The sequence below is a fragment of the Segatella copri genome, assembly GCF_024330485.1.
Taxonomy (GTDB): Bacteria; Bacteroidota; Bacteroidia; order Bacteroidales; family Bacteroidaceae; genus Prevotella; species Prevotella copri_L.
The window spans coordinates 69,281-83,190 of sequence record NZ_JANDWX010000008.1 but is presented as its reverse complement, the minus strand read 5'-3'; the positions used below and the strand labels follow the sequence as shown (position 1 = coordinate 83,190).

Genomic DNA, 13,910 nt, shown 5'->3' with positions numbered 1-13,910 from the left:
GCTAGGAGCTTCTGCCCTTTCAGGGCGTGTGGGGCGATACTTGAGTAACTATTTACTTTCTATTTATATAAGTATAAGATAAAAGATGATGTAAAATACGATCTGTTTTCAGCGGATTGTGCCAATATGTGCGAAACTTAATTTTGAGAATAAGAATTAATAAAATATATTGTATAACTTTTTTTGTATTAAGTAAAAAGATTATGAAAAAAATGAATTTGCTCGTAATGAGCTTGGTTTCAGCCGCAGCTTTGTCTTTCACTAGCTGCAGCAGTAATGATGATTTGGATGATAACAAAGCTGGTCAGGAGAAGGTAGATGGTTTCTACATGACCTTGTCTATTCAGACTCCAAATGCTAGCGGTACTAGAACTTCAGTTCTTGATAAGACTGAGAATGCTACAACAGGTGAAGCAGCTATCAAGACTGGTACTTTGTATTTGGTAGATAAGGACAATAAGATTGTTTTCTCTGAGAATCTTAAGAACCTGACTTGGTCTGGAGCCGTTACTGGTAAAGATGGTACTACAACACAGCAGGACGGTAACAAGACTTTCGAAATCAAGGTTCCTGCAGTTGAAGCAGATAAGACATACCGTGTATATTTCTTGGCTGGTAGCAACAAACCAGCACCTGAAATGGACTTCGCAGCTACGAACAAAAACGTCTTTACAGCGACTAGCAAGTTCGCAAATCCATTCGCTACCGACGACAACTTTGCTATGTTCAACCAGAACGATGCACAGGTAAATGGTAATGGTTATTCTGTAACCTTCAGCAAGGCTAACAACAACAAGCAGAACCCTGCAAAGGTTAAGTATATATCAAAAGATGGAGAAACTCCAATAAACAATGCTCCTATCAAGGTTGAGCGTGTAGTAGCTCGTATTGATGCTCCAAATCCTGGTACATCTACAGTTCTTGCAGAAGCTCCAACAGATGCTTCAGCGGCATTGAAGGTAGCAATGAAGGATGCTAAGGAGAAGGTTGCAGAGATTAAGTTGTTAAACTATGCTGTTTCTAACTTGGCAAATAAGTCTTACGTGATGCAGAATTGGAGTACTGATAATAAACTCATCATTCCAGAAGGAATCAGCTACTACCAGCCAACAGCAGATTTCGGTGGAGTATACGATTACCAGGATGGTGGTTTCACTACTACAGAAAAAGCCAAGGTAAACTACGTCTTCGAGAATAGCTCTACAACTGCTCCTACAACCATGTACTTCGAGTATCAGATTAAGTTGGATAACAGCAAGTTTACTGAACCTGCAGACTTCAAGGATGGTACATTCTATCGTTACAACAACGTAATCTACACCTCTTTCGCTCAGATCTTCAAAGATTACGAGGGTGTAACAGGCCTCTTCAATGGCAAGGACAAAGATGAAATGAAGACAGAATTGACTAATGCCATCAAAAACGAAACAGAGTTGGCAAAGTTCCGTAAGGATTACAACATTGAAGTATTCAAGGGAGGTAAGACATACTACAAGCATGTTATCAAGGACAATTACATCAATGGCATTATCCAGCGTAACAGCATCTATCGCCTCAATATTAACAACATCTTCAACGTAGGTGCCCAGGTACCTAATGGTACTCCAACAGAGAATGATTCCTACTATCTCAACGTTACTGTTACTGTTAACCCTTGGGTTCTCAACGAAGATAACGTTAACTTGCAGTAATATTCCGTCAAACCAGACAGATAAAATATAAATACTTATATATATACCAATACTCTCGGGGGAGCAATCCTCCTCCGTGAGTTTATCAACCAAACGTTCGTTCTGAAAAGAACGAAAACATTCTTAAAAGATAACTAACATTGCCGCCCATGTATAAAAGGCGGGAGATACAAAGACGTGCCGTCATACCCCCAACCCGAAAGACTGGCACTTTTCAATCCTTAGATAATAACGATGCCGAAGGCAACGAAACAGAGAACTGATAAAGCAAAGATATTCGCTACCTACGGCACTCTCTATATAAAATAAGTAAAAGTAAAAGATTATAAAAGATAAAGAATATGGCACATTTCCTCAACAACAAATGTTGCAAGCTGGTTTGCATCTCAGCCATCGCACTCACTTCTCTTTCATCATGTATGAAAGACGAAATCACGAGCTGCCCTACAGCTAAGTTGTCGCTCAAATTCGACTATACTTATAATGTGAAAGAGGCTGATGCTTTCTCTGCTGAGGTGAAGAACCTCAACGTTTATGTATTCGACAAGAACGGTAAGTTCGTAGATAACTATACCGAGTCGGCTGACAAGTTTGAAACAGGTCATAAGATGGAAATCACAGACCTGCAAGCAGGCAAGTATACCTTCGTCTGCTTGGCTCGTGACAAGCAGCCTGCCGCAATGGGAACAAGAGCCGAAGGTGATGATGAGACCGAGTTTAGCTTTACTAAACTTACCCCAGGTATCTCTACCATCAACGACCTGCAAGAGGAAATGGGCAAAAAAAACGCAGAAGAATCCGTAAACGACAAGCACTTCACCGCACTCTATACCGCACAGGACTCCCTCAACTTTGATGGAGAAAACGATGTGCAGGGAAAATTGAGTCTGATGAAGTGTACCAAGACATACCGCGTGGTGATGCTTCCATTCGAACCCGACCAGGAAGGATTCACAGCCGAAAACTTCGATGTAGAAATCAAAGGTTCCGCTGCCCTACTCGACTATAAGGGCGACAAGGTAAAGCCAAAGGCAATCACCTATCTACCTTATGAGAAGAAACTGGTAGAAAACCACAGCGGCAAGACTGAGGTAGAAGGCGAAGACGTAGAAAAGGCGCTGGTTTACGACCTGTCATCATCACGTATGTTCGAAACCAAAGATGACAACAAGAGCCGCGCTGCCGACGGATCCAGCCAATATGATGACAAGCGCATCGTCATCACCGACAAGCGCATCAACAAAGTCATCTTCAACCACTCCCTGCCTTGGTTCCTCTCACTCTGTGCCAGCGACCGCTACGGCAAAGACTGGAGCGACCAGCAGTATCTGGACCGTCAGGATCATTACACCCTGGTATTCTACGTGCCAGCTCCAAGTTCTACCTATAGCATGGATGCAAGAATCAAGGTAAACAACTGGGTTCTGAATCTTCAGAATGCCGACCTGGGAAAATAAGAAAAGAAAAGAAGTATAAGTAAAAGAAAGAAAACATGAAACGCTATCAATCTACTCTGACCAAGATGACACGCCCAGTGTGTATGGCACTCGCTGCTTTGCTCATGGTAGGCGCAATGGCATCCTGTTCAGAGAATGAAAATACAGAAACAGCTCAAAGCGACAATGCCTATCTGAGCCTCAGTTTCTCTACCGGCACCGGAAACAGTACCAGAGCCGGAGAAAGCCATACGGAAGATGTGCTCGCAAATAATGAAAGTAAAGCTGACCCAAACTCAGAGAGCGACTTTCACAGCATCAAGGTATGGGTGTTTCAATCTGGCACAAACGAAGATGCCAATCCTATCGCATATAAGGAAGAAGCATTGAAAGATATTAATGGCAGCTACAATTTGCAGCTACGTTTCTTAAGAAAGATAGCAGGAAAAGAGGTAGAAAATATCGACCTCTACATCCTGGCTAATTCAGAAAGTACCAACATACAAGACAAGTTGAGCGGTAAGAATTTCAGCAGCATCACCCGCAAGGAGTTGCAGAATATCAGCTTTGACTCTACTTTTGGCATTCAAGATAATGGTAATCCACAGAACACAAAAGTTCCTGAAACAGGTCTCCCTATCTCTCGTGCCATCACCAACATTTCTGTAGAGAAACATGTTGGAACAACCGAAGCAGAGGCAGCGACCAAAGGCATCAAGATTCCTCTGGTTCGCGCTGTTTCCAAGCTCCACTTCTACTTTGCCCGCAAAACGGGCACAGAAAATGTAAAGGTTACCAGTATCGAGGTGGAAGGAAACACCATTCCTACCGCCAGCTACATCTTCCCTGATGAGACTGAATACAAAGAAAATGATGACAATCAGGTTGTTACCAGCAACAAATACAATGTAAACAGTAACGGCTATGTATCAACTGTTTTGAAACTGAATGGTGTTGAGACTGATAACATCAAGGAAGTAGAAGATCCAGAGAAGTTCAAGAAGAACGAAACTCAAACTGCACAGGATTATCTGGATGCCTTTAAGAAAGCAGGAATTGCTCCCCACAACCTGTGCTATCTCCGTGAAACCACCAAGGCAATCAAAGGAAAGATTCATTATTCTTTAGGCACGGAAGAAAAAAGCGTTGACTTCAGTATCCCAACAGGCAGTAAAGCCATCCGCAACCGCGAGCTGGTAGTTTACGGTTACTTCCTCAACGGACAGATGGGCATGCTCACCGTTACTCCAACCATTAAAGAATGGCAAGATGGCGGAACGTATGATTACAACGATCCATCAACAGAAGTGATATTTCCTGATGCCGACAAGACTGATTGGGGCTACAAGGTATATTATGGTCAGCCACAACGCGGTCCGATGATTACACTGAAGGACATCGACACCAAAGGAGCACCATGGATTCTCCAAACAGACAACCCACTTTTCGGATTCGTAGAGTGTAATGAGGATGGAAGTTTCAAAGCAGGACAGTCGGCCGACAGCTACAAGATAGAAAGCTACATCATCAACAAGGAAGGTGCAAAGAAAACCCTCTACTTCTATGTAGTGCCCAAGAACCGACTGGATATGGCTCAGCCACACAACGTAAGAGCACATGTGTTCCTGACCAAGAATCCAAACGAAAGGTTTGTTCTCAATCCTGATTTCAAACTGAAGGGATGTATCACCGGAGAGGATGCGGGCAAAGACATTCACTTCGAACAAGTATTATAAAGACATAAGAAAACAATATTCATCATGAAGAAGTTATATATAGACATAAGATTCGCAAAATGCATCTTGGCTCTTACGGCAGGATGGCTCATGGCAGGATGCTCGGCTGAAGACGAACTGGGAAACGGTTCGGCTACACAACAGCTGAGCATGACTCCCATGGTCAACGACCTGCAGACCACAAGAGTGAAGGAAGAAGAGAATCTTCATGAAAAAACTCTATCTTCTCTTGACTTTAAGATGTTCGAACCGACATCCAACGAACGCAGAATAAACCGTCAGTTCGACACCCCTGCAGAGAACAAAGAAGAGGAACTGGGTTCGGGCGACTGGAAATCGGAACTCCATCTTGATGTGGATAAAACTTATCCGTACTATGCAGTAGCCAATGCCAAGGAAAATCTCAAGGGTAAGAATCTGGAAGAACTTCTTGCCAGCACCCAGCAGGACAACGACATCTGGCTTCCCTATCCTCAGGCAAAAGACAAGAAGTTTCTGATGAGTGCCAAGGAGCAGTATATCATCAGCAAAGACCCTATACAGGATATTCCTGTAGAATTGGTGAGAGCGGCTGCCAAGATTAAGCTGAATCTCTCTTCATCAGTAAACGGCTACAATATCACAAACGTAACGTGGAAGTTTCTCAACTACAACACCAATACTGCTGTATTTGCAGGCCAGCCAGCTACGCCAAACATCATGAGCAACAACGAAGATAACACGGTGGATAAAATAGAAGCCAACAAGTGTTCTGTAACTACATACAGTTATTCCACCACCTGGACCAGCCAAGAGGATGCTCCGAAAATTGCCGTAAAGGTCGTTTTCGAAAGCACGGATGGCAAGAATGAAAAAAGGGAAAAAGAGCTGACCATCCCCGTTCGTGACCCAAAGGGAGAAAAGAAGCTGGAACGCAACTACATCTATACGGTAAATGCAGACATCAAGCGTCTCAAGGATAATATAAACATTGATTACGATAAAGAATTGGGCTATCTGAAATGGGCTATCACCAAATGGACTACGGGAGAAGATACTGAAGTAGATGCTGATAAGGCAAGCTATCTGGTGGTATATCCTACGAAGCTGGATATGAAAGACAAATCGCTGGATGAAAGCATTCAATGGTTTGCTGCAGAAGAATGTCGCACCTCTGAAAAAAACGGGTATGAAATCAACAAGTTTGGAGAAATCAGCACTCAAGAGGTTCAATTTGGTGGAGCTGACGCAAAATATTCAGGTGAAACATGTGACAATAAAAGAGGATGGATAAGAATAGAAACAGGAGACCAGCCATCACACAATACCGTCGTTTACTGTAAGTTCAAGATTGGCTTTAACAAGAATGGTTACAGCAAATACCAGGATGTACTCGTCAGGAAATATCCTGCTGTGTATTCACTGAATGTAGAAAGTGTTAAATCTGACCATACAAAGGATATCAAAAACCGACTGTACACAGTTCAGGTAGCTAATACCAGGAACAGTAATTACAGTCAATATACCTTTGCCAAGCCAAAATTGGACAACAACAACATGTCACAAGACAATACGGTTTCACCTGCCTTCATCATAGCCTCAACAGTGGGCGAAGGCGATCATGCAAAAGGCAATTTCTACGAAAGCAACCAAGCAGCCAGAGATTATTGCAAAAAGTATACAGAAACCGCAAAGACCCGAAAGCGTGAGACCGTTGAAATGAACGGCTGGCGCCTTCCAACTCAAGACGAAGTAAAAGTCATCTTGGGTTTGCAGAAAATTGACGAGGCAAAGAATGCTTTCGGAAAAGTGATGACAGGTGAATGCTACTGGACTCTTGACGGCAACACATCAGGCTACAATAACGACAAGAAGCAAGATGGCAAGTTCGTTCGCTGCGTCCGTGACCTGACATTGAATGAAATTGAAAAAATCGAGAACCAAGACATCGAATAAAAGAAGCAGAATGATATGAAAGAAATAAAATTATATATCGGAATCATAGCAGTGCTGTTAACAACCATGTTGACAGCCTGTTCCGATTCTATGGTTGACAACGACCCTTCTACGACCAGTGAAACAGAAGAAGGTTACTATAAAGCCAGTTTCAGAATAGCCATTCCCAGTTTCGAAGAGAACGCTACCCGAAGCACCGTGTTCCTCAACGAAGGTATCCGAAACAAAGAAGCCATGAAGCTGTTCTGCTTCGACAACAAGGGACAGTTTGTGGGCTTAGGTAAAATACAGGATTTTACTGCGGTTCTTGGATTCAGAAGAGATAACGACGGAAACTATCATGAAGTTGACGAGAATGGCAATTACACTGGAAGCATCACCCATAACCCAGCAGAAGGAGTGAACGGCGGAGGCATCAAGACCAACGGAAGCACAGAGCCAAAAGAATTTTCGGCAATGATTCCGAACAACACCTCACGTATCCATCTGGTGGCGAATACCGACAATGTTTACAAAACCATCAATGAAAGCGATCAGTGGAAATGGGCAGGCATGCATGAGAACCTGCTCATGACTACTTTCGAGACCTATCACACAGAAGAACAGTCTGTGATTACGCGCTATTGGGGATATATCTGCAAAGAGAACCCAGAAAAACTGAAAGAATATCTGAATCCCAAAACTACAAAGGAGGATTATATCATCCATCTCATCAGAGACAGGGCTAAGATTTCGGCAGAATGGAGCAAAGATGCCATTGAAAATGCTAAGAAAGAAAACAGGACGCTGGAGAATGACTTCAAACTGACAGTGATAAACGGAGTGGCATACGGAACCCTGGCACCATTCGACAGAACGAACCTCAAATTCACCCCAACAACAGGCGACTCCGAATGGGTATGGAACGTAGATTATGTAACTCCCCCCCCTGGACGGAAGCAGACTGGCAGGTGATGCCACCCAGATGTTTAACCCTACGGGCGTATACGAAGATGCCAACCTGCCTTCAGAACCTTCAAAAGTTCTTATGGGGCACAACGGAAAGTATTATCTGATATACCTGCAAGATGCAAGCAACAAGCCATACCAAATCAAGCGAAACTATGAATATAAAATCATCATAGACAAGCTGGATGAAAACAGAGGATATAGCAATCTTCAGGAGGCATTGAAAAGTGCTCCTGTCAACAATCCATGGATTACCATACAGCAAATCGTACCAGGGGTTTCTAATGGCGATGACGAGCTGAAAATTGAAGGTGGAACCTATAAATTTGTGCATTCGGGCGAAGGCACAAAGCAGGAAATCAGCTTTACCTATAAAGGTAATGACGCTGCCAGCAAGCAGGCGTCAGCTTTCAAGGCAATATGGACAGAAAATCTGGCATACGCAGCGGATGCCCAGCCTGTGGTTTCAAGCTACACGTATGATTCTGCAACAAAAACGGGCACTGGTACCATCACATACAACCTGGGAATCGTTGATGATAACTGGCGAGAAGGAACCATCCACCTCTACGATACCAAAAAGCATGGATTGAGCATCAATATCCATCTCTACAGCATCAACGAGGTGCAGTATCAGGTAAACGCTCCTGCCAACATCGGAACAAATGCAAATGCTGAGGCAGAGTTTAAGTTTACCGTTCCCGCCAACTACCCGAAGGAGTTGCTTCCAGTAACCGTGAAGTTTGCATCGGGCGATGTAGTTCCCGAGGGCTGTGACATAGAGTACAGTTCTACAAGGGAGCTTAACAAGACCTGGGACTGCTGGTATGTATTCAAGGCTGGTGAAGCCGGCAAGACATATTCCTTGAACTTGAAAAACGTTCATCAAAACGCTACTGGCAATGCTACCTACTACGTGAAGATGGACAATGCCAATCAAGGACAAGCAAAGGAGTATGAAATCACCTATCAGTAGTAAGTATTAGAAAAGTTTAGTTCATATATCTGTATCGGGGCGCATATCGTTTCAAAATTTAAATGCCCCCAAATATCAATGAAATAGGTAATAAAATAATTATCATTTACTATACAAATAGAATGCGGGAACCAATAAATTAAACTAGACTGGTCGTTGGAACTGTAGTTGCCGAGGTGATCTCACCTTCTATAGTTCCGCGGCTTTTTTTTTTTGATAAAATTACGCTAAAATCTGCCGAATAACTTAAAATGAGCTATTTATGAGTTTTTTACCTTAATGGAGGTAATGATTTGGCAACAGTTCTAATTTATGCAATCTTCATAGGTTTGCTGTCAAACAACTCTTTTCGGGTTGCAAAAATACAATAATAATACGAAACAGCAAGGACTTTTAGCAACTTTTTACGGTTAATTTTCTGTAATTATATAATGTGGTTTAATCGTAATCGCAGAAAAAAATGTATTTTTGTAGGCAAATTGTATAAAAAACAAGACCCGATAGCTTGACGAATCAGAGGCTACCGGGAATCAACGCTACAAAGATAGTGTTTTTTCTTGTTACAACCAAGTAAACGAACAAATATTTATGGAATATTTAGAATTTGAGCGGATTTTGTCTGCCAAACGAATACAGAGATACAAAGATGCTGCGAATGGTGACACTCGCAAGGCTATGGCTTTGTATCGTTACAACTTGCGCTTGTCGCAGGAGATGTTCACTATCGTTAGTTGTTTTGAAGTTGCTTTGCGTAATGCGATAGATAGCCTTTTAGTGCCGAGCTTGGGAGAGGATTGGTTGAAAGATTCCGTTCAAGACAATGGAATATTCTCCAATGGGCGCATGAACGAAACACGGAAAATCATAGAAAAGGCATACAACCGTTTGAATAGACAAGGTAACTATTCTCATTCCAAGCTGATTGCCGAAATGGAATTTGGAGTTTGGAAATATATGTATTCTTCACTACAATATCGTGCAACAGGACAATGTCTATTGAGGGCTTTTCCTAACAAACCTCGCTCATCGGCTGCTGTTCAATACAACAACACCTACATTTTCAATGAACTTGACAAGGTGAACAGTCTGCGAAACAGAATTGCTCATCACGAACCGATATGCTTTAGACTTCATGAGGCTGAGATTGATACAAGTTACATTATCAACGAATACCAGAAAATTCAAACCTTGTTTTCGTGGATGGGCATTGATTCACATTCAATGCTTTATGGACTTGACCATGTGCAAAGTGTCTGTGCCAAGATAAATAGTTTAAAAGTGTAATTATAGAGTCTGCTTATGAGCAACGACAAAAATGACTTCTTCCTCCATTCCAATGAGGTAAATCACATAGCGAAGGAGGATTACGACAAGATAGAATTGTTGGTGAATACGGCAAAGGCTTTTGCTCGCAGCACCTACCAGTGCGTCTATATCATTGACTACTTCCACCAGGGTTTCATCTATGCCTCTGATAACCTGGCGTATCTCTGCGGCTTGCAACCTGAGCAACTCTTGGATGCTGGCTATCAGATGTATATCGACCATGTGCCAGAGCAAGACTTGCAGATGTTGTTGGAAGTAAACAAGAAAGGTTTCGACCTATTCAACGAACTGCCTGTGGAAGACCGGCTGGAATATACCATATCGTATGATTTCCATCTAACCAACGGCAAGCATAGCCGACTGATTCATCATCATCTCAACCCGATTCTCCTTTCCGATGACGGCAGGATATGGCTTGCCTTCTGCACCGTTTCGTTGGCGGCGACCGATGAGCCAGGACATATCATCATGCAGAAGAATGGCGAGCGTGGGTATTTCGAGTATTCCACAGACCGCCACAAGTGGGAGAGGAAAGAATGTATAACCTTGAGCGAGGCTGAGAGAGAAGTTTTGAGACTGTCTGCCCAAGGCTATACGATGAATGAAATTGCCGATAGAGTGTGCAAGTCGGTGGATACCATCAAGGCTTGCAAGCGAAGCCTCTTCGCCAAATTGGGTGTGAAGAACATTGCAGAGGCTCTATTCCATGCGGTCAACTATCAGATGATATAAACTATACCTCTTCCAGCAGTGGCGAGAGATAGAACTTAGGGAAATACTTTACCTCCTTGCCTTCCGCAAGTCTGCAAAGGATATTCACGCAATAGCCTGCGGCAATATATGCCCCAATGCTCAGTTGTGGGAAAGATTTCTCTGAATAGTTCTTGATGGCTTCGTCTATCCAAGGTACAGGCTTCTGCCAAAACATACCATACTGCGAGATGTACTTGCCAAGCTTTCTTTGGAATATATCGGCATTCCAACTATCAAGAGCAATCCTATCTTCATTCTTTTCGATAGAATCCTCTTCATGCTTCCCAATAGAACCCTCATCTGAATTTCGCTTTTTTACCTCGCTGAAAGGATAGCCTTTCGGTTTTCCCACGGCGAGGAAAGCTGCCTTGCCAAGGTTGACGGCATGGATGACAGGAATGCCCTGCTTCTTGCATTTCTCATCGAAGGCAAACGAGGCTTCTGTATCGTGCAGCGTGGCATTCACGACATATTCTACCCCCGACAAATCACATTGCTCCACATCTTCCATCGTCAGCGTGTTCTTTTCGAGACGAGAGATTCGGAATCTATCTTCTTGCAGAAGACGATTCTGGAAGTCATAGTGCAAGGCACAGGAAGCTATCAAGCCTCCCATGTCTGCACCTGCTATCATAACATTAACTTGATTATTCATATCGTTGAGAGATTAGAAACGGTTTATTTCCTCATTACCTGCACCTTTACCCTTATATCGGTTTCTTGAAGTATTGAAGTTGTACTGCAATGTCAAGAGCAAGGCACGAGTATCACTTGTCATGTTTTGCCTAAGTGTAACATCCTTGTTGTAGAATGTAACATTACGGTAGCTCTTGTTGAAAATGTCATTGGCTTCAAGCGACACGGAGAAACGATTTTTCCAGAAAGCCTTGTAAAGTTTGGCATTGAGGTACGAGGAAGAACCGAGTTTCATGTTGTCCTTGTTGCCACGGCTATTCCATTCCATATCGATGTTCATCCAAATGTCTCCAGGCAGATGGATAGCATTTTGGAACTGTACGATTCCCAAAGGATTGCTAAAGGATTTGCGTTCACCCATATACTCGCCTGTGAACCACTGTTTGATGATGCCAGCATTCACTTTTGGTTCCCAAATGCCAACCTTAAATTGTGCGCCAACAAATGCTTGTAGTTCATCTATCTTTGGAGTGTTCTCCATGGTGATCAATTTCACCTCTCCGTCCTCGCAATACGATTTCGTAGTCTGGATAAAGGCATCCTTTCTATGTTCGTATGAAATCTTCGCAAAGAATTGCTTCCATGCACCCATCAACTCCACAGAATGAATCTTCATAGGGGATAGGTAAGGATTTCCACTTTCCAAGGTCAAGCGATTGACATAGCTGACTGTTCCGTCAAGGTCATCGTATGATGGACGTTGAGTCTTGCTTGTGTAGCTCAATGATAATTGCGTTTTTCCAATCTCTGTAGAAATAGACAAAGAAGGGAAAACGTTGTTGTAAGTCTTGCTTTGGTCTTCCTTGAGTTGCCCATTTTCCGTGTATTTGAAGTTGACATGCTCGTAACGAAGCCCTGCCTCTACGGCAACTTTTCCGAACTGCTGACCTATGGAGAGAAAACCAGCCATGTTTTTCTCATCGCTCTTGGTGTTGCTATTTCCGATAGTAGCCATATTGATGTTGAAATCATTCAATGTCTGTGAGGCGGTGTACTCATTGCCCACTTCAAGTTGTCCTTTCCACAGAGGATAGCTCAAAACCAGCTTCTCGGCAAACATTCGTGAGTGCCCGATACCATTGGATGTAATCGAATTGTCCTCATTGTTGAGGTTTATCTCCGACAGATTGGAAGTCTTGCGCTTTTTTCTCCACATGTAGTCCATGTTGAAGTCAACGCCAAGTTTGCCCACTTCTCCATTGTAATAGATATTGGCATGATGCTTAGGCATGGCATGTGTCCTGTTGAGTCCTACGGTGGAAACCATATCTTTCAGAGTTCCATCTGCATACGAAGTGGTTTTATAATCAGGATGTTCCTTTTGCAGTCCCACTCCATTCACATAATAAGCGCCAATGGAATGATGCTCATTGAGCATCCATGACAATCCAAACTTGCCGAAGAACTCATTGTTTCGCATACGACCGATGCTTTCTATGTTCTGAAGCCAATTGGTAGAAGCTTTCGTTTCCAGGTCCGTGACTCCATAGCTATAGAATTTGCCGGTATAATAATTGAGATTGGAGAATAGTTCCAAGCCTCCTTTACGATATTTCAAGTTTGCTTGCTCCATGCTCGAAAAATAGTGTCGGAAACCATTTTGGGCACGAAGTGTTCCACCAAAGCCTTCACCTTGCGATGGTTTGGTACGAATACGAATGACAGACTTGACCGAAGCATCATACTTGGCACCAGGATTGGTGATGACTTCCACATTCTTGATGTCTTGTGAGTTGAGTTGTGCAAGCTCGTTTTTGTCTTGTACGACACGCCCATTGATATAGATAAGTGGTGTACCCTTGCCAAACACCTCGAAGTTGCCGTCTCTTCCTGTAACCATTGGCACTTGGCGCAACACATCATTTGCTGTGCCAGCATGAGAAAGTTGGGAGTTGGCTACAGTCGTAACCAAGGCATTGCCTTTGATGGCAGTAACGGGGCGTGATGATTTCACCACCACTTCGCCGAGCATCTTACTGTCTTCTTCCATCTTGATGATGCCTACATTCTCGCCTGTGCAATCCTTGCAGATTGTCTTATAGCCTACGGATGTCACCTTGATGATTCCGCCATTGCATGAAGAGTCGATGGAGAAGCGTCCATCATTTCCACTCACTGCTCCCTTGACGAAAGCAGAGTCTTGTCGGTTCAAAAGCACAACATTGGCAAAAGCTAAAGGCTCACCCTTGACATCCACTACTTTTCCCGTGATATTCTGTGCCATCATCGGAGTCATTGCCGAGATGCACAAGGCTGTAATAATCATTTTCTTTTTCATAACTTTTTATATTATGGATTTTTCTGAGTGCAAAAGTAAGGACATGACTTAAAAAGACTTTGACACAAAAGTGTATTTCTGAGGTGATGGGCAGAAAAATTACACTTTTGTGTATGTTAAGAGGGAGAAACGATA

10 protein-coding genes are annotated in these 13,910 nt (G+C 43.0%); 8 read left to right on the top strand and 2 right to left on the bottom strand.

Annotated features, from left to right (window positions below):
• The first annotated feature begins 203 nt into the window (after positions 1–203).
• The 8 genes from NNC77_RS06775 to NNC77_RS06740 all read left to right on the top strand — a co-directional run bounded on the left by NNC77_RS06775 (position 204) and on the right by NNC77_RS06740 (position 10,780).
• Positions 204–1,691 (top strand): Mfa1 family fimbria major subunit, encoded by a 1,488-nt coding sequence (locus tag NNC77_RS06775; RefSeq protein ID WP_234564248.1) that lies wholly within the window; start codon positions 204–206, stop codon positions 1,689–1,691.
• Positions 1,692–2,032: 341 nt separating this feature from the next.
• Entirely contained in the window at positions 2,033–3,148 is a 1,116-nt protein-coding gene (locus NNC77_RS06770; RefSeq protein WP_119228765.1) for a FimB/Mfa2 family fimbrial subunit, read from the top strand.
• Positions 3,149–3,183: 35 nt separating this feature from the next.
• The gene (locus NNC77_RS06765) at positions 3,184–4,863 is read left to right on the top strand and encodes a hypothetical protein (protein ID WP_254970288.1); all 1,680 of its coding nucleotides are present in this window, start codon (positions 3,184–3,186) and stop codon (positions 4,861–4,863) included.
• A 24-nt stretch (positions 4,864–4,887) separates the two neighbouring features.
• Positions 4,888–6,798 (top strand): DUF1566 domain-containing protein, encoded by a 1,911-nt coding sequence (locus NNC77_RS06760; protein WP_254970287.1) that lies wholly within the window; start codon positions 4,888–4,890, stop codon positions 6,796–6,798.
• Positions 6,799–6,813: 15 nt separating this feature from the next.
• Positions 6,814–7,752, top strand: coding sequence for a hypothetical protein (locus NNC77_RS06755; RefSeq protein ID WP_254970285.1), 939 nt, complete (start codon positions 6,814–6,816; stop codon positions 7,750–7,752).
• Between the two features lie 10 nt (positions 7,753–7,762).
• Positions 7,763–8,722 (top strand): hypothetical protein, encoded by a 960-nt coding sequence (locus NNC77_RS06750; RefSeq protein WP_254970284.1) that lies wholly within the window; start codon positions 7,763–7,765, stop codon positions 8,720–8,722.
• Between the two features lie 588 nt (positions 8,723–9,310).
• Positions 9,311–10,006 (top strand): Abi family protein, encoded by a 696-nt coding sequence (locus NNC77_RS06745; RefSeq protein WP_021991675.1) that lies wholly within the window; start codon positions 9,311–9,313, stop codon positions 10,004–10,006.
• A 15-nt stretch (positions 10,007–10,021) separates the two neighbouring features.
• The gene (locus NNC77_RS06740; RefSeq protein WP_254970283.1) at positions 10,022–10,780 is read left to right on the top strand and encodes a helix-turn-helix transcriptional regulator; all 759 of its coding nucleotides are present in this window, start codon (positions 10,022–10,024) and stop codon (positions 10,778–10,780) included.
• Position 10,781: 1 nt separating this feature from the next.
• Here NNC77_RS06740 and NNC77_RS06735 read toward each other — a convergent pair whose 3' ends face one another.
• Both NNC77_RS06735 and NNC77_RS06730 read right to left on the bottom strand, forming a co-directional pair.
• Entirely contained in the window at positions 10,782–11,456 is a 675-nt protein-coding gene (locus NNC77_RS06735) for a hypothetical protein (RefSeq protein WP_254970282.1), read from the bottom strand.
• A gap of 12 nt (positions 11,457–11,468) precedes the next feature.
• On the bottom strand, positions 11,469–13,775 hold the full coding sequence (locus NNC77_RS06730; protein ID WP_254970281.1) for a TonB-dependent receptor domain-containing protein: 2,307 nt from the start codon (positions 13,773–13,775) through the stop codon (positions 11,469–11,471).
• Positions 13,776–13,910: the final 135 nt, after the last annotated feature.